Annotated in this window: 22 protein-coding genes; 10 read left to right on the top strand and 12 right to left on the bottom strand. The window is 61.9% G+C overall.

The window, feature by feature from the left end:
* Window positions 1-47: 47 nt before the first annotated feature.
* Both KGB07_RS28820 and KGB07_RS28815 read left to right on the top strand, forming a co-directional pair.
* Window positions 48-1,007: a diiron oxygenase gene (locus tag KGB07_RS28820; RefSeq protein ID WP_223467435.1), complete on the top strand. Its 960-nt coding sequence runs from the start codon at window positions 48-50 to the stop codon at window positions 1,005-1,007.
* A gap of 14 nt (window positions 1,008-1,021) precedes the next feature.
* Complete coding sequence (locus KGB07_RS28815) at window positions 1,022-1,822, top strand: N-acyl homoserine lactonase family protein (protein ID WP_223467434.1); 801 nt, start codon at window positions 1,022-1,024, stop codon at window positions 1,820-1,822.
* Between the two features lie 27 nt (window positions 1,823-1,849).
* On the opposite strand, the gene KGB07_RS28810 is transcribed toward KGB07_RS28815, so the two are convergent.
* From KGB07_RS28810 to KGB07_RS28780, 7 genes are all read right to left on the bottom strand, one after another.
* Entirely contained in the window at window positions 1,850-3,277 is a 1,428-nt protein-coding gene (locus KGB07_RS28810) for a PLP-dependent aminotransferase family protein (protein ID WP_223467432.1), read from the bottom strand.
* Between the two features lie 1,028 nt (window positions 3,278-4,305).
* The gene (locus KGB07_RS28805) at window positions 4,306-5,010 is read right to left on the bottom strand and encodes a hypothetical protein (protein WP_223467430.1); all 705 of its coding nucleotides are present in this window, start codon (window positions 5,008-5,010) and stop codon (window positions 4,306-4,308) included.
* Window positions 5,011-5,246: 236 nt separating this feature from the next.
* Entirely contained in the window at window positions 5,247-6,074 is an 828-nt protein-coding gene (locus tag KGB07_RS28800) for an ABC transporter permease (RefSeq protein ID WP_046040210.1), read from the bottom strand.
* Between the two features lie 7 nt (window positions 6,075-6,081).
* Window positions 6,082-6,954 carry an ABC transporter permease gene (locus tag KGB07_RS28795; RefSeq protein ID WP_046040211.1) on the bottom strand — a complete coding sequence of 291 codons (873 nt, stop codon included), beginning with the start codon at window positions 6,952-6,954 and terminating at the stop codon, window positions 6,082-6,084.
* 10 nt (window positions 6,955-6,964) lie between these two features.
* Window positions 6,965-8,077 (bottom strand): ABC transporter substrate-binding protein, encoded by a 1,113-nt coding sequence (locus tag KGB07_RS28790; RefSeq protein ID WP_046040213.1) that lies wholly within the window; start codon window positions 8,075-8,077, stop codon window positions 6,965-6,967.
* 89 nt (window positions 8,078-8,166) lie between these two features.
* Window positions 8,167-9,258 (bottom strand): ABC transporter ATP-binding protein, encoded by a 1,092-nt coding sequence (locus KGB07_RS28785; protein ID WP_223467428.1) that lies wholly within the window; start codon window positions 9,256-9,258, stop codon window positions 8,167-8,169.
* Between the two features lie 208 nt (window positions 9,259-9,466).
* A complete protein-coding gene (locus tag KGB07_RS28780) occupies window positions 9,467-10,372 on the bottom strand; it encodes a LysR substrate-binding domain-containing protein (RefSeq protein ID WP_046040217.1) in 906 nt (301 codons plus the stop codon).
* A 402-nt stretch (window positions 10,373-10,774) separates the two neighbouring features.
* On the opposite strand from KGB07_RS28780, the gene KGB07_RS28775 reads away from it, so the two are divergent.
* From KGB07_RS28775 to KGB07_RS28765, 3 genes are read left to right on the top strand one after another with little or no spacing between them, the layout of a single operon-like run.
* A complete protein-coding gene (locus KGB07_RS28775; protein ID WP_046040219.1) occupies window positions 10,775-12,523 on the top strand; it encodes an amidohydrolase in 1,749 nt (582 codons plus the stop codon).
* The gene (locus KGB07_RS28770) at window positions 12,520-13,464 is read left to right on the top strand and encodes a CobW family GTP-binding protein (protein WP_223467427.1); all 945 of its coding nucleotides are present in this window, start codon (window positions 12,520-12,522) and stop codon (window positions 13,462-13,464) included. Before KGB07_RS28775 ends, KGB07_RS28770 begins: the two co-directional genes overlap by 4 nt.
* Window positions 13,461-14,216 (top strand): class II aldolase/adducin family protein, encoded by a 756-nt coding sequence (locus KGB07_RS28765; protein WP_223467424.1) that lies wholly within the window; start codon window positions 13,461-13,463, stop codon window positions 14,214-14,216. The genes KGB07_RS28770 and KGB07_RS28765 overlap by 4 nt, the downstream gene beginning before the upstream one ends.
* A 153-nt stretch (window positions 14,217-14,369) precedes the next feature.
* Here KGB07_RS28765 and KGB07_RS28760 read toward each other — a convergent pair whose 3' ends face one another.
* Window positions 14,370-15,890, bottom strand: a complete 1,521-nt coding sequence (locus tag KGB07_RS28760) for a sensor histidine kinase (RefSeq protein ID WP_223467423.1) — start codon at window positions 15,888-15,890, stop codon at window positions 14,370-14,372.
* Window positions 15,887-16,606, bottom strand: coding sequence for a response regulator transcription factor (locus KGB07_RS28755; protein ID WP_223467421.1), 720 nt, complete (start codon window positions 16,604-16,606; stop codon window positions 15,887-15,889). Before KGB07_RS28755 ends, KGB07_RS28760 begins: the two co-directional genes overlap by 4 nt.
* 151 nt (window positions 16,607-16,757) lie before the next feature.
* On the opposite strand from KGB07_RS28755, the gene msrB reads away from it, so the two are divergent.
* From msrB to msrA, 3 genes are read left to right on the top strand one after another with little or no spacing between them, the layout of a single operon-like run.
* Window positions 16,758-17,276 carry a peptide-methionine (R)-S-oxide reductase MsrB gene (msrB, locus tag KGB07_RS28750; protein WP_223467419.1) on the top strand — a complete coding sequence of 173 codons (519 nt, stop codon included), beginning with the start codon at window positions 16,758-16,760 and terminating at the stop codon, window positions 17,274-17,276.
* Between the two features lie 33 nt (window positions 17,277-17,309).
* Window positions 17,310-19,076 carry a cytochrome c biogenesis protein DipZ gene (locus tag KGB07_RS28745; protein WP_223467417.1) on the top strand — a complete coding sequence of 589 codons (1,767 nt, stop codon included), beginning with the start codon at window positions 17,310-17,312 and terminating at the stop codon, window positions 19,074-19,076.
* 30 nt (window positions 19,077-19,106) lie between these two features.
* Window positions 19,107-19,814 (top strand): peptide-methionine (S)-S-oxide reductase MsrA, encoded by a 708-nt coding sequence (gene msrA / locus KGB07_RS28740; RefSeq protein ID WP_223467415.1) that lies wholly within the window; start codon window positions 19,107-19,109, stop codon window positions 19,812-19,814.
* Between the two features lie 9 nt (window positions 19,815-19,823).
* On the opposite strand, the gene KGB07_RS28735 is transcribed toward msrA, so the two are convergent.
* On the bottom strand, window positions 19,824-20,741 hold the full coding sequence (locus KGB07_RS28735) for a LysR family transcriptional regulator (protein WP_223467413.1): 918 nt from the start codon (window positions 20,739-20,741) through the stop codon (window positions 19,824-19,826).
* 102 nt (window positions 20,742-20,843) lie between these two features.
* Between KGB07_RS28735 and KGB07_RS28730 the strand changes: the two genes are divergently transcribed.
* Window positions 20,844-22,019: an aspartate aminotransferase family protein gene (locus KGB07_RS28730; RefSeq protein ID WP_223467411.1), complete on the top strand. Its 1,176-nt coding sequence runs from the start codon at window positions 20,844-20,846 to the stop codon at window positions 22,017-22,019.
* Window positions 22,020-22,146: 127 nt separating this feature from the next.
* Here the strand turns inward: KGB07_RS28730 and KGB07_RS28725 are convergent, their stop codons facing one another.
* Window positions 22,147-22,647, bottom strand: coding sequence for an adenylate kinase (locus KGB07_RS28725; RefSeq protein WP_046040287.1), 501 nt, complete (start codon window positions 22,645-22,647; stop codon window positions 22,147-22,149).
* A 132-nt stretch (window positions 22,648-22,779) separates the two neighbouring features.
* On the opposite strand from KGB07_RS28725, the gene KGB07_RS28720 reads away from it, so the two are divergent.
* Complete coding sequence (locus KGB07_RS28720) at window positions 22,780-23,832, top strand: copper resistance protein NlpE (RefSeq protein ID WP_223467408.1); 1,053 nt, start codon at window positions 22,780-22,782, stop codon at window positions 23,830-23,832.
* A gap of 2 nt (window positions 23,833-23,834) precedes the next feature.
* Here KGB07_RS28720 and KGB07_RS28715 read toward each other — a convergent pair whose 3' ends face one another.
* A complete protein-coding gene (locus tag KGB07_RS28715) occupies window positions 23,835-25,757 on the bottom strand; it encodes an alkaline phosphatase D family protein (protein WP_223467406.1) in 1,923 nt (640 codons plus the stop codon).
* Between the last annotated feature and the right edge of the window lie 18 nt (window positions 25,758-25,775).

The following is a 25,775-nucleotide window of genomic DNA, read 5'->3' as shown; positions in this document are numbered from 1 at the left end:
CTTTTGGCGTACCCCTTGGCGGGTACGCGTCTTACAGGTATCGCGTCATGCAAACAGCAATCGAGATCGCCCAGGTCGATCATCAACTGATCGTGCGGCTCAACCAGGCCTGGACCAAGCGCGCCACGGTGTGTTCGCCGGACAGGGGCCAGGTCAACGAAGCATACGACCCGGCGCGCCCGGATTACCCGGAGTGCATGGTGCCGTTCTTCCATCATCCGAAATTCCAGGCCTTGAGCGACGAGCTCAAGAGCCGCGTGGTGACCTGGGGCTGGATCGGCTACAACCTGCGCACCGTCACAGCCGAAGAACATGTGGTCAATCCGGCGCTGAGCGTCATCGCCAATCAGTACCTGGGCAAGGACGACTGGCATTTTCGCGAGGCCATGCAACAGACCCTGATCGACGAGCACTACCACACGCTGATGCACCTGCGCGCCATCGAGCGGACCAAGCTGGACCGGGCGCTGGATCAGGACCTGGACTTGCCGCCCTCCGTCACTTACCTGCGGCTGAAAGCCCAGCGTGAAGCACTGCCCGAGCAATGGCAGCGGGATCTGGCGGCGATCACTTTTGCGGTGGTGGCCGAGATCAGCGTCAACGCCTATCTGGACCTGCTGGCAGACGACCAGACCATCCAGCCGCAGAACCGCCGGGTGGCCGAACTGCACAACCGCGACGAATATGCCCACAGCAAGGTGCTGGCCGAAGTGTCCAAGGTCATGTACGCGAACATGCAGCCCATCCAGCGGGAATTTTTCGCACGCAATCTGTCGGTGGCGCTGAGTGCTTTTATCGCCCAGGACTACTCGATGTGGGAGGCGATTCTGACGCAGCTCGGGGTCGAGGATGCGGCGCTGATCATTGCCGACACCCGCGAGAGCAACAAGAACGCGACCATCATGCGCGACTACAGCGGTCTGCATAAGCTGGCTAAGGACCTGGGCATCAGCGACCAGATCGATTTCGATTTCCGCCCGACCCTCAAAACCACGACGGTCGCCTGAACCCGGAGGTGTCCATGTCTGCTCCTGTGTACGAAGTGTTCGCTATTCGTGTCGGCGCAAATGCCCAGCGCACCGCCAGGGAGAACTTTCTCTACGACGCCTGCTGCGGTGATCCGAATGCGCCGATGCCGCTGGACTACTATTTCTGGGTTATCCGCAACGAGCAGCAGGTGATCGTGGTCGACACCTGTTTCCAACCGGCCACGGCGGACCGGCGCAATCGCCAGATGTATCGCCTGCCGGAAGAATCCCTGCGGCAACTGGACATCGATCCGGCGCAAGTCGAGCACCTGATCCTCACCCATTTGCACTGGGATCATGCCGGCAACCTCGGGCTGTTCCCGAAGGCGACCGTGCATTTGCAGGAAGCGGAACTGCGTTTCTGCACCGGGCCGAAAATGGCCCATCGCACGGTGAACAAAACCTACGAGGTCGAGGACGTGATGTCGGCGCTGCCGCCGCTGTTCGAGGGGCGGATGCGTTTGCACAACGGTGTTGTCGAGGTCGTTCCCAGCGTGACCCTGCACCCGGTGGGCGGGCATACGCCGGGCAGCCAGGTAGTGCGGGTGAATACCGGACGCGGCTGGATTGTGCTGGCCTCGGATGCCGCGCATTTGTGGATCAATATTCGCGAGCGCAGTCCGTTTCCGATTCTCGATGACCTGGCGCAAACCCTCGAAGCCTTCACCGAGATCGACCGCCTGGCCGACAGCGAAGACCACGTCATCCCCGGCCACGACCCGCTGATCGCCGAGCGCTTCCCGCACTGGAATGACGACCCGCATATCATTTGCCTGCACCAGAATCCGCTCTGATGATCACCCCAAAACCTGTGGGAGCGGTCAACCCTGATGTAGCAAGCGGCCCAAGGTCTGCAAGGCCTCATCAATCCGCGGCGAATATGGTGCGCCACAGCCAATGCGCACAAAATGATCGAAATGCTTGGCGTTGGAAAAGATATCCCCAGGGGAAATCTGGATGCCGACCTTCAGCGCCTCGTGAAAAAACGCCATCGATGAATGCCGGCGAGGCAACTCCACCCATAACAGCGTGCCGCCTTGCGGGTGGGTCACGCTGGTGCCGTTGGGAAAATAGCGGGTGATCGCCGCGCTCATCTGCTCGCGTTGTACGGTCAGGGTTTTCCTCAACCGCCGCAGGTAACGCTCGTAGGACGGTGTACGCATGAATTCGCTGGCCGCCAATTGCGATAACGCCTCGCACCCCCGTGACTGCGCATGCTTGAGCATCTCCACGCGGTCGTGCCATTTGCCGGCGCTGATCCAGCCCAGGCGCATGCCCGGTGCCAGGGTTTTGTTCAGCGAGGCGCAATAGATCACGTTGTCGGTGCTATCCCAATGTTTGAGCGTGGACAGCGGCTGCTCGGTGTCCACCAGGTCGCCATAGGTGTCGTCCTCGATCAGTACGGTTTCGTGCTCGGCACACAGTTTCACCAGCCGTGCCTTGTTGGCGTCGGGCATGATGCTGCCCAACGGGTTTTGCAGGTTGGGGATGACGATCAGCGCCTTGACCCGTTCGGGGCCTTGCAGCAGTAGTTGCAAGGCCGCCAGATTGAGCCCGGTGTGGGCCGAGGCCGGGACTTCCAGCACCCGCAGGTTCAGGCTTTCGAGAATTTGCAGCAGACCGTAGAAGGTCGGCGATTCCACCGCCACGGTGTCGCCGTGGCGGGTGACCGCACGCAAGGCCAGGTTGATCGCTTCGGTGGCGCCGTTGGTGATCACGATCCGCTCGGGGGGCAGGTGGGTCTTGCTGGCCAGTGCCCGCCGGGCCAGGATGTTGCGCAGTGCGCTGTTGCCACAGGCGCCGCCTGCGGTGCCGAACAGGCAGGCGTCGTAGCGCAGCGCCTTTATCATGTGGTCTTGCAAGGTCTTGAGTGGATAAAGCTCCGGCGCGCAGTAGGCGCTGGCGAAGTTGACCTTGATCGTCGCGCGCTGACTGGCCTTGAGCACCGCGCAGACCTGTTCATGAATGCCAATATACGCGCGGGTATCCAGCGCTGGCGCCAAGGCAATCGGGGCGGGCCTGGGCAGGGTGTCGGGCTGGCGAATGTAGTTGCCGGAGCGCGGCCGGGCTTCCAGCACACCGCAGTCTTCCAGTTCCCGGCACACCTGCACGGCGGTCGACAGGCTGACGGCGTGTTTTTCCATCATCAACCGGATCGAGGGCAGGCGCTCTCCGGTTTTCAGGGTGCCACTGCGGATAGCGTCCAGGTAGTGGTTGGCCAACTGGCGATACAAGGGGGGCGTGTTCATGATGACCTCGGCAGTTGCACCACTGAGGTCTGGGCTGGAAAGTGAGTTGGCGCTCCCCGCAGGCGGACCCGTGGTGCTCATGGGTGAAGGGAAGTGGTGTTCTGCGTCGATACTGGAAGAGTAATCGCGGTTTTGCCCGAATCACGGAATCGAGTAGGAGGCGGGGTTGCCCCCGCCGTCCTCTCACACCACCGTACGTACGGTTCCGTATACGGCGGTTCCTGCCTACTGACAAACAACGTCAGCGAGCTTGGTTCCGTTGATGTGTCGCCTGCGGTATCTAAGCGCCCAGACCGGCCCTCGGAGCTTCCGGCTCCTACCTCCTAATGGTCTTGACCTCCGCTACGCGGAGTTTCTGCTTTACGCTCCAACAGAGATCACACCCGACTATCCACTCATGGCAGGTTCAGCCCTTCATTACTCCGGTTTCGAGCAACTACTACGGCCTCTGCTGACTTCTGTCGCCCATCCCGTCATCTCGCGACGCCGGTAGCACATGGCAGGCTAAACAGATCTCCCAGGGTAATTCGCGCGACCTTCCTGCTTATGCCTGTCGGATCTACGTCGCAGCGTTCCGTGCAAGTATCGGGCTTTGAAGATATTGGCCTTCTTACCCCGCTGCGCCGCCTCTATCCGCTTCCTGTTCGTCAGGCCAGCATTTTGCCTCGGGCTTCCTTCGGATTCGCAGTCACCCGCGACACCCTTGCCTCTGGCTAACACTTCCCCTTGCCGGGTGTGTAGAGGACTTTCACCTCCAAGTCACCAGCGTGGCCACCACAGCCAAGCTGGTTGCGCTTACGCGCAACGCGCCATGCCTGGCGCACCAATAAAAAGCCCCGCTCAGATGGCGGGGCTCTTGAGTGGGGCTGTGAAGTATCTGTGGCGAGGGAGCTTGCTCCCGCTTGAGTGCGGAGCACTCACAAAATGTCGGCAAGTGTTGTCAGATTTTTGGGGCCGCTACGCAGCCCAGCGCGAGCAAGCTCGCTCGCCACAGGCAGCCCACTCACCACGGATCAGGGTGGGTCGCCTTATTGCGCGGCGATGCTGTACCCATCGAACGCAGTCTGCTGCTGCAAGGCGGTGATGATGTTCTTGCGGTTGACCGCTTGCTCGGCGCCGCTGTTGTCCAGGAACGTCTCGCTTTCCAGCTCCGCTTCCTCTCCTTCGCCAACGAAGGTGAAACCGAGGAATTCCAGGGCTTCACGGTCGACGTTCAGGCGCGAACGCGGGGTGCGCAACGGCAGGGTGACGCTCATGCCGTCCTTGCTGATGGTGAACACTTCGACTTCTTTCTTGGCCTTGGCGGCTTTGCTCTTGCCGCCGCTCGGGTTGCTGATGGCCAGGTGGGTCTGGTTCAGCACCTTCAGGGCCAGGCCGTAGACGATTTCCTGGAACGCCGGGTCGTCCTTGAAGCTGGACAGGATGCGGCTGATCGGGAATTTGCTGCTCAGGTCTTCGAGGGCGGCGATGTCCGCGGCCTCGGCGTCCTTGAGCTGCTTGAGCTGGCCCATCAGCTCGTAGGCTTTGTCATCGTCGAAGCTGTCGTGGGCCTGGCGGATCGCGGCACGCAGTTCGCGGATCTGGTCGCTTTCGCGGGTGGACTGGAAGGCGTCCAGCACCATCTCGCTGATGTTTTTTGCCTGAGGCACGTGTTGTGAAAGATTGATGGAGTTTTCGTATTCCGCTTTGGACGACAAGGTGACTAGGGTTTCAGCGGTATTGGAATCGGACATTGAAATTTCACTACTTCTATAACTTGAATAGGGGCGAGAAAGCCCGGGGGCTTTTTCAGGTCGCCTAATCTATTGGACCGGGGCGGCGTTGTCACGGATCAACGGGCGGCTGGTCATTTTTTTGCTCCCTGTAGGAGCGAGCCTGCTCGCGATGGACGTTAACGATAACGCATTCATTCTGTATGAACACGTTGCCCTTGAGACCATCGCGAGCAGGCTCGCTCCTACAGGGTGTGTCAGGAATGCTGCAGCTTTTGCGCCCGCTTATCCGCCAGATGCTGAACCACCAGCCTGCCGATCAGCACCAGCAAGGTCAGGCTGATCAGCAACACCGAAATCGCCGCGACGCTCGGGTCGACGTTATCGCGCAAGCCGCTCCAGATGCGTTTGGGCAAGGTGTCGACGTTGACGCTGGTGATGAACAGCGTCACCGCCACCTCTTCCCAGGACAGGGCGAAACCCAGCAGGGCGGTGGAGGCCAGGCCCAGTTTCAGGTTTGGCAAAATCACCATGAACGTAGTCTGCATCAGGCTGGCGCCGAGGTTGCGCGAGGCCAGTTCGATGCGCCGGTCGATCTGGCTGAGGGCCACCAGCATGGTCACCACGCCGTACGGCACCACCATGATCACGTGGGCAATCACCACGCCGGTCAGGGTGTCGTAGCCCATGCCCGGTGCGAAGCGGCCGAGCTTGGTCTCCATGAAGTACAGCACCAGTGCCGAAATCACCGGCGGAATTGCCATCGGCAACAGCACCAGGCCCATCAGCGCCGTGGCCCATTTGGAGCGCATGTACCAGATGCCGAGGCTGAAACTGGCCGCCAGCAAGGTGGCGATAATGCTGGTGGCGAAGGCGATGGTCAGGCTCTGGCTGATGGCGTGGAACCAGTCAGGGTTGCTCACCAGCGCCTCGTAGTGGCGCAGCGACCAGTTGCCTTCGGGCATCGACAGGAAGCGTTTGCTGGTGAACGACACCGGAATGACCGTCAGCAGCGGGAACAGCATGAAGGCCATGGCGACCACGGCCAGCAGCCGGGTACTCAGGCTTGTGCGATGGGTATTCATAGTGATCTCAGCCTACCAGTCGGTTCACGCGGGTCATTTTCAACAGCACCCAGATCAGCGCGCTGACCAGGGCCAGCAACACCACGCTGAGCGCAGCCCCCAGGCCCCAGTTGCTGGTCTGGAACATTTGCAGGAACACGTATTCGGCGATCATCACCGTTTGCCCGCCACCCAACAGCACCGGGGTGATGAAGAAGCCCAGGCAGAACACGAAGACCATGATGAACGCGCCAAGAATGCCCGGCAGGGTCTGAGGCAGCAGCACTTGCCAGAAGGTGCGCAAGGCACCGGCACCCAGGCCCCGTGACGCCATGAGCACACGCTGATCCAGTTGACGCATGGTCGACAGCAGCGGGAACACCGCATAAGGGATCATCACGTGGAGCATGCCGATGACCACGCCAATTTCATTGCGGCTCAGTTGCAACGGTTGATCGATCAACCCCATGCCCATCAGTCCGTTGTTGAGTACGCCGTTGCTGCGCAGGGCGATCAACCAGCCGAAGGCCCGCACCAGCACGGAGATCCAGAACGGGATGAAGATGCAGATCTCCACCACGCGCTGCCAGAACGGCGGGCTGAACACCCAGCAGTAGGCCAGCAGATAACCGATCACCAACGCCAGGCAGCTGACGGTCAGGCACAGGCGCATGGTGCGCCAGAGCATTTCGTGGATCGCCGGGTCCGTGGCGATGCGCTGGTACTGCTCGATGCCCGGTGTCGGCAGCGAGAAGCTCCAGCCGACCACGCCGAGAAACGGCAGCACGTAGAAGACCAGCAGCAACACCGGCAGCGGAAACAGCAGCAGGCCGCGCTCCAGGCCCGGCGAGCTGAACCGGGGCTTGGGGTGGGTCAGGGTTGAGGCCAGGGTGGTAGTCATGGTCACAGGCTCACTTGGACAACCGCGTCAGGTACTCTTCCAGGGCTTTGGAGTAGTTGTCGGCGTACCACTGGGCGTTGAGGGCGATCTGCTTTTTCAGGTTTTCTTCGGAGGCGCAGTTGGCTTCCAGTTGCTTGGCCGACATCAGTTTTTGCGTGGCGCTGTTGGAAGGCCCGTTGCCCAGCAGTTCGAACAGCTTGAGCTGGCCTTCGGGTTGCAACGCTTGCTGAATGAACTGCATGGTCGGTTGCGTGCCGCCGGGGTTGCCGTTCAACACCGCCCAACTGCTGGAGTTGATGAAACCGTTGTCGAAGCTCCAGCGCACGCGGTTGTCGGTGTCTTCGCTGAGCAGCTTGGCGCGGGTGTGCCAGATCGCGCCGATCGACACTTCGCCTTCGACCATCAGTTGCTGGCTCTCGGCACCCGAGCTCCAGAACGACAGGACGTGAGGCTTGATCTCGTCGATCTTCTTCATCGCCCGTGGCACGTCCAGCGGGTACAGCTGATCAGGCGGAACGCCGTCGGCCAGCAGTGCGGCTTCGAGCATGCCGTTCATCCACTTGTACAGCGTGCGTTTGCCGGGGAATTTCTTCACGTCCCAGAAATCGGCCCAGGTCTTGGGTCCGTTTTCGCCGAACTTTTCGCTGTCCCAGGCCATGACGTAGCTGAACTGATAGCTGGCGATACCGAAATCGGAGGACAGCGCCGGGGCCACCTGATCGCGCTTGATGGTGTTGTAGTCCAGCGGTTGCAGGATCTTTTCCCGGCCCAGCACGAGGGCGCTGTAGCTCTCGACATCGACCACGTCCCAGCTCGGTTGCCCGCTGGCCAGTTGCGAGCGGATCGCGCCTTCGGTCGGGCCGGCGCCATCGATGCGCACCTGGATGCCGGTGTTTTTGGTGAAGGTGTCAGTCCACGCCGAACGGAACGCGTTCAGGGCATCGCCGCCCCAGTTGACCACCACCAGCGGCTTGTCCGCCGACCAGCTGATGCCGCTGCGCAGCGCCAATGGCACCGCGGCCAGCAGGCCCATGGCCTGGATAAAGGTGCGGCGGTTGATCTGACCGTCACGGGTCTTTTCGATAAGCACTTCGATGCAGTCTTGTTGGTGATCCTGGCGCATGGGCAAGTCCTCAAGCGGCGGGTGTGGCAGCGCACACCGACCTTTTTTGTTGTCGTTGGAAGAGAGCTTTGTGACGCAGTTTTTTGGGGTCAGGCCTGCAGCAGGAAGCTTTGCTGCACCGGCCAGCTCAGCCACACCGGCGCGCCGCTGGGCATCAGCGCGCCCGGGTGATTGCCGGGCACGGACAGGTTGATCGGCAGCGTATCGCCGCCGACCTTGAGCGCCAGATGGGTACTGGAGCCCTGGTAGACCTTGTCGGTGAGTTGCGCGGGCATCACGTTGTAGCCCTCCGTGGTCGGGCACTCGCTGTGCAGTTCCATGTGCTCCGGGCGCACGGCCAGCACGATCGGTGCCGCGCTCAGTGCGTTCGGGGCCTGGGCGTGCAATACGTTGGTGCCGCAGCGGCCGCTGGCGGTCTGGCCGTTGCGGGTCAGGTTGTCCAGCGGGAACAGGTTCATCTTGCCCAGGAACTCGGCGACGAAACGGCTCTCGGGGCGGTTGTAGATGTTTTCCGGGGTGTCGACCTGGGTCAGCTTGCCGTGGTTGAAAATCGCGATGCGCGAGGACAGGGCCAGGGCTTCGTTCTGGTCGTGGGTGACGAACACGAAACTGGTGCCGACCTGACGGTGGATGCGTTGCAACTCGGTTTGCAGTTGTTCGCGCAGGTTCTTGTCCAGCGCCGACAGCGGCTCGTCGAGCAACAGCAGTTCGGGTTCGAACACCAGCGCCCGGGCAATCGCCACACGCTGCTGCTGGCCGCCGGACATCTCGGCGGGCTTCTTGTGCATGTGCGCACCGAGGCCGACCACTTCAAGAATGTGCTTGACCCGGCGATTGCGTTCTTCGGCCGGGACTTTACGGATGCGCAGCGGATAGGCCACGTTGTCGGCCACGCTCATGTGCGGGAACAGCGCATAACCCTGGAACACCATGCCGTAGTTCCGCTTCTCGGCGGAGCGCCGGATAATGTCGACGCCTTGCTCCATCAGCTTGCCCGAAGTCGGGCTGAGGAAGCCGGCCAGTATCATCAGCAAGGTGGTCTTGCCCGAGCCGGACGGACCCAGCAGGGTCAGAAACTCGCCTTGGCGAACGTCGAGGTCGACGTTATCCAGCGCCGCGAAACGGCCGTAATACTGGCTGATACCTTGAGCGCTGAGCTGGATCGCTGAACGGCTGGACACAATGAGGTTCCTCTTTTTATTGCCCATAGACGTGCGAGGACGGATGTGAATCCGAAATGGGCTTTGGGTTCATTATTGTTAAAAGTATCGCTACATCAATGGAATTATTTTGCCCGTATTGGTTAGTTTTATTGAACAAATGGGCGGCATATTCAGCTCTGGCCAAATGTCCCGAAATAGAGCCCTGCCCTGTGGGATGTGGTGTGTTTTACAAGGTGTCCTGCCAGGTCTGGCGGGACGATTGCAGCTGTGTCTTGACCCAGTTGCTGAAGGCCTGGACCACCGCGCGGTCAGCTTTCTGCGGGTCGGTGGCCAGGTAATAACCACGGTGCAGATCGATGCCGATGTCGAACGGCCGCACCAGCAAACCCTTGGACAAGGCATCGCCGCTGATCAGGTTGTCGCCGATGGCGATGCCCTGGCCGGCAATGCAGGCGGACTGTGCGCAGTGGGCATCGGAGAACAGGATGCCGCTCAACGCATTGACCCCCGAAGCGCCGGCGGCGGTCAGCCAGATGCGCCAGTCCGAGTAGTCGGTCATGTGCAGCAAGGGGTAAGTGCTGAGCTCCTGAGGGTTTTTCAGTCCGCCCAGGGCGTTGATCAGGCGAGGGCTGCATACCGGGAAGAAGCGCAGAGCCACAATCTCTTCAACATTCATTTCCGGCCAGTCGCCAATCCCATAGGCGATGAACAGGTCGACGTTGGGGTTGTTGGTGTCGTCCGGTGTGCGTGGGGAAATCAGCTGCAACTGCACTTGCGGGTACTGCCGCAAAAATGCACCGATGTGGTGGCACAGCCAATAGGTGGCGAACCCCGGCGCACAACTGACGCACAGCCGGCCGGAGATTTCCTGATCGTCGATCAACTGCCCGGCATCGAGCAGGTTCAGCAGAATCCCGTGCACCTCCCGCGCATAGCGCTCGCCTTGGTACGTCAGGCCAATGCCACGGCCAATCCGTTCGGTCAGGGCGAAGCCGACGCATTCCTCCAGCTTGCTGATCTGGTGGCTGATGGCGCTGCGGGTCAGGTTCAGTTCACGGGCCGCGACCGACACGCTGCCTGTGCGGGCAACCGCATCCAGCGCACGAAGGGCTGTCATCGAAGGAAATCGCATAAATCATCCCGTTCAAAGGTTAAAGGAACACGAAAGCACGACGCTGCCCCTGTGGCGAGGGAGCTTGCTCCCGTTGGGTCGCGTAGCGGCCCCAATTACATCGGTTGTCGAGCTTTGCGCCTGCTGCGCAGTCGAGCGGGAGCAAGCTCCCTCGCCTCAAGGTCAGTGTTTGTTCTCATATATGGTGACGTAAATCGAACAGTCAGGCCAAAAAAAATCGATTGTTGTATCGGTTGATTCAACAATACTAGCGCTAATTGTCATCGAAATGCTCCGGCCCACAATCAAAAGGTGCTGCCTGCGACATTGCCGGTTGACTAGAACAACAACAGTTATTTCAGGTTCCCGACCCGCCTGGCGCCCGGTGGACCTTTCAATCTCCTGAACTCAAAGGTGGCTTACATGGCTGAGTCCGATAACTTTTCCTCTACCCATTCCGTGCAGGGGACCTACGCCGACCTGATCCTCGCCAACGGGCGTATCTACACCCAGGACCCCGCTAATCCATGGGCCGAGGCCGTGGCCATCCGCGACGGCAAGTTGATCGGTGTCGCCAGACTCGGCCAGATCGAGATGTTCAAGGGCCCGAACACCCGCGTGCATGACCTGCAAGGCGCGTTCTGCATGCCCGGCCTGCACGATATGCACACGCATCCCGACCTCGCGTTGGCGCCGCGCTACAGCGACGACCTTGACGTCGGCATCGAAGACCCGACCCCGGAACAACTGCGCGAAAGCATCCTCGCTTATGCCGACAGCCATCCCGGCGACGGCTGGATCTACGGTCAGTACTGGGTGCGCTACACCTTCCGCGAAGCCGGTTTGACCCCGGGCCGCGCCTGGCTCGACAGCGTGATGCCGGACCGCCCGGTAGCGCTGCTCGACCGCATGTGGGGCACCATGATGGTCAACTCCAAAGCACTGGAACTGGCCGGGATCGATGGCAACACCTCCGACCCGCGCAACGGCTATTTCGAGCGTGATGAACTGACCGGCGAACCCACCGGCCTGATGATCGACGGCGCCTACGCGATGATTCACGCCGCGATGCCACCGACCCCGGTCAGCGTGCTGCGCCGCGCCTATCGCGATGGCGTGCACTTCCAGAGCTCGCGCGGCGTTACTGCGAGCAAGTATGTGCACGTCTGCGAACAGCGCTTGCAGGCCCTCAAGGAACTGGACGACAGCGGCGAACTGACGGTGCGCATCGAAGCGGCGATCAGTTGGCAGGACGACATTTTCCCGGTGCGTCGTCGCTGGGAACTGCTGGCCGGTGAGCGTCACTACTACCGCAGCGCACGCCTGAGCGCCAACGCGGTGAAGTTCCACTTCGACGGTACCGTTGAGCCGAAGTCTTCGTACCTGCTGACCCCATGGCCGCAGGAAAAAAGCTGGCGCGGCAAGCTCAACCTGACCCCGGAACACATCACCGACATGGTGGTGGACATGGACCGCAAGGGCATCCGCGTGATTGCCCACTGCACCGGCGACGGCGCGTCGGACGTGTTCCTCGATGCCGTGGCCGAGGCCCGTCGTCGCAACGGTTTCAGCGGTGTGCGCCACCAGTGCGCCCACAGCACCTTGCTGCATCCGGGCAACTTGCCGCGTTTCAAGGAACTCAACGTTATCGCCGAGTTCTCCCCGGCCGCCTGGTACCCGACGCCATTCGCCAGTGGTGCGCGTTCCGGCTACGGCCAGGAACGTCTCAAGCGCATCTACGATTTCAAAGGCGTGCTCGCCGCCGGTGGCACCGCGGTGATGGGCACCGACTGGCCGGTGGCGTCCATCGACCCGTGGCTCGCGCTGGAAACCATGATCACTCGGCAGAATCCGTGGAACGACGACCCGGCCTGCTTCGGCGACCCGATCAGCCTCGAACAGGCACTGACCGTGATCACCAGCAACGGCGCCGTTGCCATGGGCCTGGAACACAGCACCGGCAGCCTGCAAGTGGGCAAGGCGGCGGACCTGATCGTCATCGACCGCGACCTGTTCGCCAAGCCTGCGCGTAACTACATCCACAAGACCCAGGTGCTGCTGACCTTCGTTGAAGGGCAACTGGTCTACGACCGCCATTCGACGCTCGAAGCCGTCGGCCTCAAGGCCGTGTGGCAGGGCGAGCCACCGGTGCTGGAGGGCAAGGCAGAATGACGTCCCCACGCATCGCCGTGACCGTCGTCTCGGGGTTTCTCGGCGCCGGCAAAACCACGCTGCTCAACCGCATGGTGCGCCGTGCCGAAGGCAGTCGGCTGGCGGTGATCGTCAACGATTTCGGCGAGCTGAACATCGATGCAGCCATCGTTTCCGAAGTCACCGACGCGGTGTACAGCCTGCAGAACGGCTGCATCTGCTGCACCGTACAGGAAGACCTGCTGGCGCAACTGGGCAGCCTGGCACAGTTAGAACCGCGGCTGGAGCGCATCGTCATCGAGTGCAGCGGGGTGTCCGACCCGCAGCGCATCGTGCAGACCCTGGCTTATCCACAGCTGCGCAGCCAGATGCAACTGGACATGGTCATCACCGTGGTCGACGCCACCCGTCATCTGCAACTCGACGGCGAATACGCGCGGCTGGCCAGGGCGCAGGTGGCGGCTGCCGATTTGCTGTTGTTGAACAAGACCGATCTAGTCGACGAGACGCAATTGCGGGCGTTGCGCGAAGCTCTGGGACTGCGGACACGAATCCACGAAAGCGTGCAGGCGCAGTTGCCGGATGCGCTGTGGCTCGACACCGATCTGGACCTTGAGCCGCGCACAGTGAAACCGCTGACACGGGTGTCCGATGGCGATCACGGAGAGATGTTCAGCAGTTGGCTGTGGCAGAGCGACCTGGCGCTCGATGCCGAGGGATTGCGTGGCTGGTTGCAGGCGCTGCCCGGCGATGTGTTCCGGGTCAAGGGGCTGGTGAAGCTGGCGCAGGGCAACAAGGCGCATTGGCTGCAACACGTCGGCACCCGCAGTCAGTTTCTGCCGGCCACGGATGAAGCCCAGGCAAAGACCACACGCCTGGTGTTTATCGCCCGCCGTGGTTTCGACGGCTGGGAAGCGTTGGGGCAGGGGCTTGAGGCCTGCACCGTGAAGGTGAGCGCATGACTGCGACCGAACAACGCTTGCGTGAAGAACTCGCTGCCTGCTATCGGCTGGTGGCGCACTTTCGCATGACCGATCTGATCTTCACTCACATTTCGGTGCGCATTCCGGGGCCGGAGCATCACTTTCTGATCAACCCCTACGGGCTGATGTTCGATGAAATCACTGCGTCCAACCTGGTTAAGATCGACCTCGATGGTCACGCCGTGGAGCTGTCGCCATACCCGGTGAACCCGGCCGGTTTCGTGATCCACAGCGCCATCCACGGCGCCCGCGAAGATGCGCAATGCGTGCTGCACACCCACACCAAATCCGGTTGTGCGGTGGCGGCGTTGAAGTGCGGGTTGTTGCCAGTGAACCAGATTTCCATGGAGTTCTATGGTCGGGTCGCTTACCACGACTACGAAGGTGTCGCGCTGGACCTGAGCGAGCAAAAAAGGTTGGTGGCGGACCTGGGCGACAAGTCGGTACTGATGCTGCGCAACCATGGTTTGCTGACGGTGGGCGAGACCGTGAGCCAGGCATTCCTGCGCATGTACTACCTGGAAAAAGCCTGTGAAATCCAGTTGGCCGCCCAAGCCGCCGGTGAAGTTGTTCTGCCGTCGCACGAGGTCTGCGCGCATACCGAACGGCAGTTCAATGATCTGGGGCGGCCGTTGGAGGAGGGGGAGCTGAGTGATCCGGATGCCATGCAACTGGCCTGGGCGGCGTTGTTGAGGATGCTGGATCGGGTGGCGCCGGGTTACCGCGACTGATCTGAGTCCTGTGTTGTTTCGGCTGGCCCCTTCGCGGGCAAGTCGGATCGCCGCACCGCCGCTCCCACAGGGTCAGTGGGTGGATGAAAAATCCGCGAACAACCGAGAACCTGTGGGAGCGTGGCTTGCCCGCGATGCAGGCGCCTCGGACTGTCAGGCCTGTCGCGGTGTATTCAAGTTCATCGACCGCACCGCCAACGCAGACGCTGTCTCTTCATCAATCGGCAACGAAAAACGAAAGGTCGCACCCCGCCCCGGCACATCGATCAACTGAATCTCGCGCCCATGCAATTGCAGGATGCGATGCACGATCCGCAGCCCCAACCCGCCATCACGCCGTGCGCCGCCGATATTGAACGGACGCAGGAACAACCCTTCGCGCAGTTCCGGGGCGATGCCGGGGCCGGTATCGCTGACCGTGACTTCGATGAATGAACCTTGCGGGCGCAGGCCTAGCTCGACTTCGCCACCGACCGGGGTATGGCGCAGGGCGTTGTCGAACAGGTTGGTCAGCACCCGCTCGATCAACCCGAGGTCCGCGCAGGCCGCCGAGGCATTCGGCGCAAAGGTGGCCTTGAGTTCGACTTTGCGCGCCTCGGCGGTGAGTTCGAATTTCTGGAAGATGTCCTGGGCCAGGTCGGTCAGGGAAAAGCGTTCCAGCACCGGTTGCACGAAGCCGTGCTCCAGCCGCACCAGTTCCAGCAGAGACTGCGCCAGACCACCGACCTTGCGGCTCTGGTCCAGGGCGATGCCGAGGTAGCGACGGCGGTCGGCAGGGGACAGCGTGGCGTCCTTGAGCGACAGGGTTTCCAGATAACCGTGCAACGAGGCCAGCGGCGTGCGCAAGTCGTGGGAGATGTTCGCCACCAGTTCGCGGCGTTCCTGATCCTGGCGGGTCAATGAGCGCCATTGTTCGCCCAGGCGTGCCTGCATCTGCCGGAACGCCGCATCGAGCACAGCGATTTCATCGTGGCTGGCGGCTTTTTCCACCGCGACGGGCAGGGCTGGTGTGACCGGGACGCCATCGATGTCGAACTGGCTGACAGTTTCGGTCAGGCGACGCAACGGCCGGGTAATCAGCGCAAACGCCGTGAGACCGGCGATCAGGCACAGCAGCGCCACCAGGCCGATGGACAACAGCGCTGTGTTGAGCGCCGCGCTGGTCGCACCGCGTTCGGCCAGGCGGTCGTGATCCTCGCCGAGCAACACCACGTAGAGATAACCGGCAGGTTTGCCATCGACCTTCAGCGGCGCAGCGCTGAACACCTTGCGCGCATCGACGCTGCGCGGGTCGTCGCCGAGAATCGGCAGGGCATCGCCCCGCAGCAGGCGCTGGATCGGCGCCAGGTCGATCCGCTCACGACGGATCCGGCCCTCGGGCGCGGCGCTGCCGACAATCTTGCCTGCGGAATCGAGCAGGTACACCTCGACGCTCGGATTAACCTGCATCAGTTTGCTGAACAGGTCACGCACGGCATTGGGCATCAGGCCCTGGGTGTCCATCAGCACCGTGTCGCTGGCGATGTGCTGCGCCAGGTCCCGGGACAAGCCTTGCACCACTTCCTGCTCATGCATCTGGTTGGAGCGCACCTGCAACCAAGCCGACGTGCCGCAGCACACCAGCAGCAGCACGGCGAACACCAGGGACAGGCGTTGCGTCAGGGTCAGCCTCATGGCTGCGGCTCCTCGCCTGTGGCGAACTTGTAGCCGCGGCCCCAGACCGTGAGGATGCGCACCGGTTGCGCCGGGTCGGTCTCGATCTTGGCGCGCAGGCGGTTGATGTGGGTGTTGACCGTGTGCTCGTAGCCTTCGTGGCTGTAGCCCCACACAGCATTGAGCAGGTCCATGCGCGAAAACACCTTGCCGGGCTGGCGGGCGAAGAAATACAGCAAGTCGAACTCCCGGGGCGTGAGGTCCAGGCGCCGTCCGTCGAGGGACACATCGCGGGTGATCGGGTCGATGGCCAGGCCGTCGGTGAGCAGGCTGCCGGCGTCCATCTTCAGGTTGCGCGCCATGGCATCGACCCGGCGCAGCAACGCCTTGACCCGGGCCACCAGTTCGAGCATGGAAAAGGGCTTGGCCAGATAGTCGTCGGCACCCAACTCCAGGCCGAGAATCCGGTGCACTTCGCTGGATCGCGCGCTGGTGATGATGATCGGCGTATAGCGGGCCATGGCCCGGGCGCGACGGCAGATCTCCAGGCCGTCGACACCGGGCAGCATCAGGTCGAGGACCAGTGCGTCCCAGTTGCCCTGTTGCAGCAGGCGCATGCCTTCATCGCCATCGGCGCTGTGCACCACCTCGAACTGCTCATCGCGAAGATGCAGGCAGATCAGGTCGGCGATATGCATATCGTCCTCGACCACCAGGACGCGTTTGGTCTGTTCCATACAGCTCAATCCTTCGGCGCAATGGGCGCATTGTGCGGGTTTTTCGGCGCCCGAGTTATCACGAATTGTTTAACTTCCTGTGAGGATTTGGCGATCACCCAAAGCCTAGGCTGTGTTCCATGAAACACCCCTGGATTTTTTGGAGACGAGCATGTTTTCACGACGGCAATTTCTTCTAGCGAGCGGCGGGCTGGGTGTGGCTGCCCTGGCGATCGGCATGTTGCCGAAGTTTTCCACAGGCAGCGCATTAATCAGCGAGGCCAGCGCAGCGGAGGCATTCGAAGTGACCCACAGTGACAAAGAATGGCACGCCATCCTCAGTGACGAGCAGTACGACATCCTGCGCGAAGAGGGCACCGAACGGGCCTACAGCAGCCCGCTGAACAACGAGCACCGCGATGGCACCTTCGCCTGTGCCGGTTGCGACCTGCCGTTGTTTTCTTCGGCGACCAAATTCGACAGCCGCACCGGCTGGCCGAGTTTCTGGGCACCGCTGGACAAGGCCGTGGCGACCCGCCAGGACCGTGCGTTCGGCATGGTCCGCGAAGAGGTTCACTGCCGGCGTTGCGGCGGGCATCTGGGGCATGTTTTCGACGACGGCCCGAAACCCACCGGCCTGCGTTACTGCATGAACGGCCTGGCGATGAAATTCGTGCCCAAGACGGTGTGATTCCCTACCACTCACTTTTTGCAGGTAATCGCCATGTGGCTGCTGGTCCTCGCTTATCTCGGTGGTGTGCTGACGATTGTCAGCCCGTGCATTCTGCCGGTGTTGCCATTTGTCTTCGCCCGCACCGGGCAACCCTTCGTCAAAAGCGGATTGCCGCTGCTGGTGGGCATGGCCCTGACGTTCGCGCTGGTTGCCACGTTGGCGGCGGTGGGCGGTGGCTGGGTGGTGCAGCTCAACCAGTACGGGCGCTGGCTGGCGCTGGTGTTCGTGGCGTTGTTCGGTCTGACGTTGTTGCTGCCGCAATTGGCTGAACGCCTGACCCGGCCGCTGGTGGCGGCGGGCAGTCGTTTGTCGGAGGCGGCGGGCGCCGACGCGCGGCCACGTCCTGGAGCTTCGTTCTTGATCGGCGTGGCCACCGGCCTGTTGTGGGCGCCCTGCGCCGGGCCGATCCTCGGTTTGCTGCTGACCGGTGCGGCGCTGCAAGGCGCGAGTATTCAAACCACCTTTTTGCTGTTGGCGTATGCCGCGGGTGCTGCCACGTCCCTGGCGTTGGCCCTGTTGCTGGGCGGCAAAGTCTTCGCGGCGATGAAGCGCTCGATTGGTGCCGGCGAATGGGTACGTCGCGGTCTCGGCGCGGCGATGCTGGCCGGAGTGGCGGCGATTGCCCTGGGGCTGGATACCGGCGTTCTGGCTCGGTTTTCCACGGCGTCGACCGGCGGAATCGAGCAAGCGTTGGTGGAGAAACTAAGCGGCAAGTCGCCGCGTAACAGTGCGGCGCCGAATACGATCGCCGAGGGTGCGGTGCAAGTGGCTGACAAAACCCCCGGCACCTTGCCGGTCGAAGGCAACCTGCCGCCCCTCGACGGCGCCGTGCAGTGGCTCAACTCGCCACCCCTCGATGCGCAGGCCTTGAAAGGCAAGGTGGTGCTGGTGGATTTCTGGACCTACTCCTGCATCAACTGCCTGCGTTCGCTGCCCTATGTGAAAGCCTGGGCCGAAAAATATCACGATCAGGGCCTGGTGGTGATCGGCGTGCATGCGCCGGAGTTTGCCTTCGAGCGCGACGTCAACAACGTCACCAAGGCCATGAAAGACCTGGGCATCACCTACCCGGTGGCCATCGACAACGAGTTCAAGATCTGGCGCGCCTTCAACAACGAGTACTGGCCGGCGCATTACTTTGCCGACGCCCAGGGACGCATTCGTTATCACCACTTCGGCGAAGGCGCGTACGACGAGTCGGAGCGGGTCATCCAGCAATTGCTGCGCGAGGCGGGGGCGGCCAAGGTCGCCGATGGACTGATCAGTGCGCAGGCCGACGGCGTGCAAATGGCCCCGGACAACCTCGCCGTGCAGTCACCGGAAACCTATGTCGGCTACCAGCGCGCGGAACACTTCGTACCGGAAACCGCGCTGGTGCCGGACAAGGTTGCGGCCTACAACCCACCGGCGCAACTGTCCCTCAACGACTGGAGCCTGGGCGGCCAGTGGCATGTCGGCCCGGAGCGGGCCACGGCCAGCGCACCGGCCAGCCGCATCGTCTATCGCTTCCACGCCCGTGATCTGCATTTGGTGCTCGGCCCTGGCGCCGATGGCAAGCCGGTGCGCTTCAAGGTGCTGATCGACGGCAAGGCCCCCGGTGATGCCCACGGTATGGACGTGGCACCCGATGGCAGCGGCACCGTGACCGACCAGCGCTTATATCAACTGGTGCGCCAGAGCGACGGCGTGACCGACCGGACTTTCAGTATCGAGTTTCTTGATCCGGGTGCGTCGGCTTACGCCTTCACCTTCGGCTGATTACTTTCCAACGCTTCAGGAGTTCGCCCCATGAAAACCCTCTTTACCTGGCGTCGTACCCTGCTGGGGCTGGCGGCTGCCGGCATCATCAGCCAATGCTCGGCCTTCTCCTTCGGTGGTGCCGAAGAGGGGGTAGTCCTTCCACCGCCGGCCATCGACGAAACCACCCAGGCCCGCAGCGAAACCGCGGTGTTCGCTGGTGGCTGCTTCTGGGGTGTGCAAGGGGTGTTCCAGCATGTCAAAGGCGTGAAGAACGCCGTCTCCGGCTACGCGGGCGGGGCGGCCAATACCGCGCAATACGAGCGTGTCAGCAACGGCAATACCGGCCATGCGGAATCGGTCGAAGTCACGTTCGATCCCGCTCAGGTCAGCTACGGCACCTTGCTGCAGATCTACTTTTCGGTGGCCCACAACCCGACCGAACTCAACCGTCAGGGGCCGGACAGCGGCACCCAGTATCGCTCGGCGATCTTTACCAAAAGTACCGAGCAGCAGCGGGTCGCACAGGCCTACATCACCCAGCTCGACGCTGCCCATGCCTTCGACAAACCGATCGTGACCAAGCTGGAAACCTTCAACGGTTTCTACCCGGCGGAGGAGGAACATCAGGACTTCCTGACCGAGCATCCGACCTATCCCTACATCGTGATCAACGATTTGCCAAAGGTCGCGCAGTTGAAACAGCTGTACCCGAATCGTTATCAGGAACAGCCGGTGCTGGTGAAGGCGGGGATGTAAATGCATGGCCTATTCGGCCGACGGGTGCTTGCCCCACCTCTGTACGGCGAATTCGACGAAACGCCGCAGCTTCGGCAAACGGTGGCGATCCTGGGCATAGACCAAGTGCATCGGCCGGCTGGGCGGGCAGTAATCGGGCATCAAGGCCAACAGCTTTCCGTCCTTGAGGTCCTGCTCGACCAAGGCGTCGGGCATCATCACGATGCCCATGCCGGTGCGCGCCGCTTGATGCAGCCCCGCCGAACTGTTGATCAGCATCGGTCCGCTGACCCCCACGCTGACTTCGCCATCGGGACCGGCCAGGCGCCATTCCTTTTGCACCGATTGCCAGTCATCCCCGGCCGGATAGGCAAAGGACAGGCAGTCATGGTGTCGCAGGTCTTCGGGTGTCTGCGGTGTGCCGCGTCGGGCCAGGTACTCCGGTGACGCGCACATGGTCAGGGTGTAGTCGATCAGCGGACGGGCGATCAGGTTGGAGGGCTCCAGCGCGCCGAGGCGAAACGCAACATCGAGTCCATTTTCCAGCAGATCCGGGCGTCGGTTGGTCAGGACCACGTCGAGTTTCACCCGCGGGTTTTGCAGGCTGAACTCACTCAGTGCCGGCGCCAGGCGTTCGGTACCGAAGGTCAGGGGCGCGGTGATGCGCAAGATGCCGCTCGGTTCGTCCAGCGCCTGCTCGGCCAGTCGCTCGGAATCGGCCACCAACCCCAGCACTTCCAAGCAGCGCTGGTAATACGCGGTGCCGAACTCGGTCAGCCGCTGGCGCCGCGTCGTGCGGTTGAGCAGGCGCACACCCAGCCGTTGCTCCAGAGCTTTGAGGTGGTTGCCGACCATGGTCGTGGACATATCACACTGCAAGGCGGCGGCGGTCATGCTGCCGGTCTCCACCACTTTCACGTAGACGGTCATTGCCTGGAACAGATCCATTATCAAGCTCGGCTTTTAAATGATTGAAGTTTTACGGTGTTTATCCAGCTCGGGTGGCTAACCATACTGCAAAAACACCGACCCTTGCTGGAGCTTGATGTCATGACCGCCGCCTGCCTGATGAGCACTTACCAACCCTTGGCCTTGAGTTTCAACAAGGGCCTGGGCACTCGCCTGTGGGATCAGGCCGGTCGCGAATACCTGGATGCGGTCGCCGGAGTGGCTGTGACCAATGTCGGCCACTCCCACCCGAAAATCGTCGCCGCCATCACTGAACAGGCCGGGCTGCTGCTGCACACCTCGAACCTCTACAGCATCGACTGGCAACAGCGGCTGGCGCAGAAACTGACACGGCTGGCGGGCATGGACCGGGCGTTCTTCAACAACTCCGGGGCCGAAGCCAACGAAACCGCACTGAAAATCGCCCGGCTGCATGGCTGGCACAAGGGCATCGAGCAGCCGCTGGTGGTGGTCATGGAGAACGCGTTCCATGGCCGCACCCTCGGCACTTTGTCGGCCAGCGATGGCCCGGCGGTACGCCTGGGTTTCAACAAGCTGCCGGGGGACTTCGTCAAAGTGCCGTTCGGCGACCTCGACGCGCTAGACAAGGTGCAACAGGTTCACGGTTCGCGGATCGTGGCGATCCTGATGGAGCCGATCCAGGGCGAAAGCGGCGTGCAACTGGCGCCACCGGGCTATCTCAAGGCCGTGCGCGAACTGTGCAACCGGCGCTCATGGTTGTTGATGCTCGATGAAATCCAGACCGGCATCGGCCGCACCGGCCAGTGGTTCGCGTTCCAGCACGAAGGCATCGTCCCGGACGTCATGACCCTGGCCAAAGGCCTGGGCAACGGCGTGCCGATTGGCGCGTGCCTGGCCCGTGGCAAGGCGGCCGAACTCTTCACGCCGGGCAGCCACGGCAGCACGTTTGGCGGTAATCCGTTGGCCTGCCGGGTCGGATGCACCGTGCTGGATATCGTTGAAGAACAAGGCCTGCTGGAAAACGCCCGGCTTCAGGGGGAACGCCTGCTCGAAAGATTGCGCACAGAACTGGCGGGCAACCCGAACGTCTCGCAAATCCGCGGCCAGGGTCTGATGATCGGCATCGAACTCAAGCAACCGATCCGCGACCTGAGCCTGATCGCGGCCCGGGATCACGGCTTGTTGATCAACGTCACGCGGGGCAAAACCATCCGCCTGCTACCGCCGCTGACCATTGATGAGCGGGAGGTGGAGATGATTGTCAGAGGGGTGAGTGGGGTGGTGAAAGAGGCTTGAAATACGCTCCTTGGGCACCGCAATACCTGTGGGAGCGAGCTTGCTCGCGATGGCGATTACACAGTCAATATCGTCGTTGACAGACACTCCGCTATCGCGAGCAAGCTCGCTCCCACAGGTTTGCGTCTTAACTGATCGGTATCACTCCGACTTGCGAGGCGAAGTCGGTGATTTCTTTCCGATCCATCAGTTGAATCCTGGAATCGGCAAATTCTTCGAACAACCGCTGATGCGCAGCAAATCCACTTGAGTCATCACGCGTGCGATAGCTGCCCGCCCACTCCAGCAATGCCTCCAACCGTTCACCATCCTGTGTTTCCCGTTGGTGAATGTTGGCGACGCAATCCTCGTCATCGATATACAGCCAAATCAACGCTGTGGCGCGGTGGAGGATTTCGCTGGCGATCCAGCCGTAAACCCCTTCGATCACCCAGCGCTCCTCTTCGGCCGCGATCCGCGCCAGGCACAGTGCCTGTGAGCGGGGGCGGGCGAGGCTATGTTCGTCCGACAGCCAGTGAATCGAATCCAGATCGATCCATGGCGCCTGCAACTGTCTGGCCATTCGCTCGGCCAGCCAGCTCTTGCCAGAACCGGAGTTGCCGATGATCAAAGTCCGAGTCAGATCCACTTCATGTGCATTGAGAAATTTCATCTTCATTCGCTGGCGTCCCACCGAGAGAACCCACAGAATCGACCCTCACTCAAGGGGAAGGAGCTCCATCAGGTGTGGGTTCGAATTGCGTTATTCATGACGTTGGGCATGGTTTCAGGCGTAAATGCTGCAACGCAGACACCGGGTATTGCCGGGCATTACACGCTGCAGGCCAGGGAAATCGTTTCCAGGCTATTGCTCAAGCCTGACAACACCTTTGAAGCCATGATCGAGTATGCCGGTGCCGAAGGCTCCGCCAAAGGGCAGTGGAAGCTGGTCGACAACACCCTGACCTTGAGCAGTGACGCGGTCGAGCCGCCCGCTGAAAACCTGCTGTTCAATTTAAGTCGTACCCACAGTCTGGCAGACCTGCAGGACGCGCATCAGCCCGACGGCGGCGGCCAGTTCAAGCAGGCGCAAAGCAACTATGTGCTGAACCTGCGTTATGCCCGCTCCAGCCCCGTGCCGAGCATCGCACCGGTGATGGTGTCGTTCGAGTTCAACCAGGGGCCAGCCGCCCAATTGTTGTGGAATAACGCGGTGGGCCGGCAGCTTTACCTGCCATATTCCGACCAGCGAACCCTGACCCGGGTTGGCCTGCAAAGCAGTGCCGAGCAACCGCCACAATGGTTTGCCATCGCCCCCCAGACACGCACTCTTTCCTTGAGCTGGAAGGTTGATCGCACGACCGGGCAAATGACGTATGACAAGCCGGATGAGCTTGGCCTGAAGCAGTCGCAACAGTTCTTTCGCAACGCCCCCAAAGCGCTGGCGCAGATTGATCACAACTACATCTTGACCCTGCTCTACGGAGTAACTGCCGAACCGCCGGCGATCAAGCCTGTGGATATCTATTGGTCGTTCGATGACGGTTCACAAACGTCGCAACGCTGGACGGATTCTCGGCAACAGCAACTGCTCATGCCGGCACCCGCGGGCAAGACCCTGAAAAAACTCGGTGTGAAGTTGAGCAACGAACAGAGCCCGCAATGGTTCGAGGTCGCGGCAGACAGCCGGGCAATCGACCTGATGTGGGATGAACGCGTCAACCCCGCGCAGATGCGCGATTTGTCCGGGGTCTTCAAAACCCTGGAGCTGGACGTCAAGGGCGACTGCCTGGCGGTGGACCTGGGCAATGGCATGGCGTGTTATCGCCAGTAGGTTCAGTCGCTGTGCTCGGGGGCAATCATCCGGGTCTTCGGTGCGCCGTTCGAGTTGTGCTGATAGATGGTCTGCGGCTGCCCCAGGTCATTGAAATACACCTGGCCGATCCCCGCCGAGTTCCATAGCCGCTCACCGGCTTCGGCATGTTCGGGCACGTGGGGCACGATGCGCATGAGTCGACGCTTGGTCAGCCAGTTCAACGGTGAGCGTGGCGAGTACAGCCAGCGGTTGAGGCGGTCGAACCACTCGAGCAGGGTGGCGGGGAATTCATTTTTGATGCCGCTGCTGGTGATCTGCCAGATGCGCGGCCCGGCCTTGCGGTGGCGGATCAGCACTTCGTAGACGAAGGAATAGTGCACATCGCCCGACAGCACCACGTAGTTACCCGGCGTGCGCGAGTGCCGGAAAATGTTCAGGATCACCTGTGCCGCGCCGCGATGGGCCATCCAGTTTTCCGCGTCCACCAGCAGTGGATAACCGCACCAGCTGAATACCCGCTGCACGGTTTCAATCAGCTTGACGCCGAAGATCGGCGCTGGCGAAACGATGATCGCACTCGGGTGGTCCAGCAGTTCCTGTTGCAGCTCGCTCAGGGCTTCCCAGTCGAGCAAACCGGAAGGCTGCTTGAGGTTCATCTCGCTGCGCCAGCGTCGGGTGCGGGTGTCGATCACCACCACGGCCGGGGTGGTCGGCAGCACGTAATGCCAGTGCTGAAACTTCAGCAGATCACTGATCAAGTCATCCTGAACGGTGCTGTCGAGGTGACGGTCGCGTGCGCTGTCGCTCAACGCGCCGGCCTTATCCAGCACAGCGGCGAAAGCATCCGGATTGTTGCCCCAGCCCTGGCACAACATGTACGCCAGCAGCGCGTTGCCGATGATGCGCCGGGAGAACGGATGGCCGTAGGCCGTTTCCTCCCATTGCGCGGAAAGGTTCCAGTCATCGGTGATGTCGTGGTCGTCGAAAATCATCAGCGTCGGCAGATGCGCCAGTGCCCGCGCGACGTTGCCAAGGCCTGCCTTGAAGGCATCGATGCGCGTCTGTTCAAGGGCGTAGCGCTTGAGCTGTTCCGGCGTCAGCGTCGGTGCCTGGGGCGCGATCAGGGTCCAGGGCACTGGCGACCAGACCAACAAGTACATGGCCATGACTTCGGCGAAGGTCACCAGGTGATTGTCGGCACTGCTGCTGGTGAAAATCGGCTTGCGCGCGCCACCGAAAAATCGCTCGCGCAGGGTTTCATTGCTTTGCAGTGCCGGCAGCAGATCCGCGCGGTGGTAGTAACTGGCCGGATGCTCGTAGAGCCTGGCGCTGTCACTGACCACGGCGCCTTCGAGGTGTTCTCCGAACAGGCCCAGGCGCTCGATCAAGGCGTGAATCGCCCGCAACATCGGCCCCGCGACATCGTCGGCGTAGACCTGATCGCCCGTCATCATCAGCAGTGCCGGGCGGTCCTTTGCCACGTGTTCCTGCGCCAGCAACTGGTCGACGCACAGCAAGCCGTCTGTCGCCGGGTGATGCGGCTTGCGGCAAGAGCCATGCAGCAACTGATCGACCCGTGCGCGCAGGACGAAGTTCGGGCAACGGGCAGCGCCATACAGCAGGTGCGGCGCCCAGTCGGCGATGCCTTGTTCTGTGCCATCGATCAGCAGGTCATAGTCGATCGACTCATCCCAGGGCAGGGCGCCATCGAGTTGCACATCGATCAAGTGCACAAAGGCATGAGCCCCCACTGCAATCACCGTGCATTGCCCGGCATCGAGACGGATATCGCCGACGCCCTGCACGCGCAAGGTCAGCGCCAGCGCCCGGGATCCCACCAGCCACAGCACCAGCCGCGTGGGCTCCAGACGCCGCAACAGCGGGCCGGCCAGGACCGGCGGCAGGGCTGGGTGATCGTCGGGCAGTGGCAGCGTGTCGGGCATCCGGGTTCAAGACTCTTG

It is taken from the genome of Pseudomonas sp. GL-RE-26 (genome assembly GCF_019956275.1).
Classification (GTDB): domain Bacteria; phylum Pseudomonadota; class Gammaproteobacteria; order Pseudomonadales; family Pseudomonadaceae; genus Aquipseudomonas; species Aquipseudomonas grandcourensis.
Note: the sequence above shows the minus strand (reverse complement) of the source record. Positions and strands in the feature narration are given on the sequence as shown.

Excerpts from the sequence above, each read along its gene's own strand:
- KGB07_RS28780 (WP_046040217.1), bottom strand. The coding sequence starts at position 10,372 with ATGCGATTTCCTTCGATGACAGCCCTTCGTGCGCTGGATGCGGTTGCC.
- KGB07_RS28745 (WP_223467417.1), top strand. The coding sequence starts at position 17,310 with ATGTGGCTGCTGGTCCTCGCTTATCTCGGTGGTGTGCTGACGATTGTC.
- KGB07_RS28800 (WP_046040210.1), bottom strand. The coding sequence starts at position 6,074 with ATGAATACCCATCGCACAAGCCTGAGTACCCGGCTGCTGGCCGTGGTC.
- KGB07_RS28810 (WP_223467432.1), bottom strand. The coding sequence starts at position 3,277 with ATGAACACGCCCCCCTTGTATCGCCAGTTGGCCAACCACTACCTGGAC.
- KGB07_RS28790 (WP_046040213.1), bottom strand. The coding sequence starts at position 8,077 with ATGCGCCAGGATCACCAACAAGACTGCATCGAAGTGCTTATCGAAAAG.
- KGB07_RS28735 (WP_223467413.1), bottom strand. The coding sequence starts at position 20,741 with ATGGATCTGTTCCAGGCAATGACCGTCTACGTGAAAGTGGTGGAGACC.
- KGB07_RS28770 (WP_223467427.1), top strand. The coding sequence starts at position 12,520 with ATGACGTCCCCACGCATCGCCGTGACCGTCGTCTCGGGGTTTCTCGGC.
- KGB07_RS28755 (WP_223467421.1), bottom strand. The coding sequence starts at position 16,606 with ATGGAACAGACCAAACGCGTCCTGGTGGTCGAGGACGATATGCATATC.
- KGB07_RS28730 (WP_223467411.1), top strand. The coding sequence starts at position 20,844 with ATGACCGCCGCCTGCCTGATGAGCACTTACCAACCCTTGGCCTTGAGT.
- KGB07_RS28805 (WP_223467430.1), bottom strand. The coding sequence starts at position 5,010 with ATGTCCGATTCCAATACCGCTGAAACCCTAGTCACCTTGTCGTCCAAA.
- KGB07_RS28815 (WP_223467434.1), top strand. The coding sequence starts at position 1,022 with ATGTCTGCTCCTGTGTACGAAGTGTTCGCTATTCGTGTCGGCGCAAAT.
- KGB07_RS28795 (WP_046040211.1), bottom strand. The coding sequence starts at position 6,954 with ATGACTACCACCCTGGCCTCAACCCTGACCCACCCCAAGCCCCGGTTC.
- KGB07_RS28765 (WP_223467424.1), top strand. The coding sequence starts at position 13,461 with ATGACTGCGACCGAACAACGCTTGCGTGAAGAACTCGCTGCCTGCTAT.
- KGB07_RS28775 (WP_046040219.1), top strand. The coding sequence starts at position 10,775 with ATGGCTGAGTCCGATAACTTTTCCTCTACCCATTCCGTGCAGGGGACC.
- msrA (WP_223467415.1), top strand. The coding sequence starts at position 19,107 with ATGAAAACCCTCTTTACCTGGCGTCGTACCCTGCTGGGGCTGGCGGCT.
- KGB07_RS28820 (WP_223467435.1), top strand. The coding sequence starts at position 48 with ATGCAAACAGCAATCGAGATCGCCCAGGTCGATCATCAACTGATCGTG.
- KGB07_RS28760 (WP_223467423.1), bottom strand. The coding sequence starts at position 15,890 with ATGAGGCTGACCCTGACGCAACGCCTGTCCCTGGTGTTCGCCGTGCTG.
- KGB07_RS28720 (WP_223467408.1), top strand. The coding sequence starts at position 22,780 with ATGGTTTCAGGCGTAAATGCTGCAACGCAGACACCGGGTATTGCCGGG.
- KGB07_RS28715 (WP_223467406.1), bottom strand. The coding sequence starts at position 25,757 with ATGCCCGACACGCTGCCACTGCCCGACGATCACCCAGCCCTGCCGCCG.
- msrB (WP_223467419.1), top strand. The coding sequence starts at position 16,758 with ATGTTTTCACGACGGCAATTTCTTCTAGCGAGCGGCGGGCTGGGTGTG.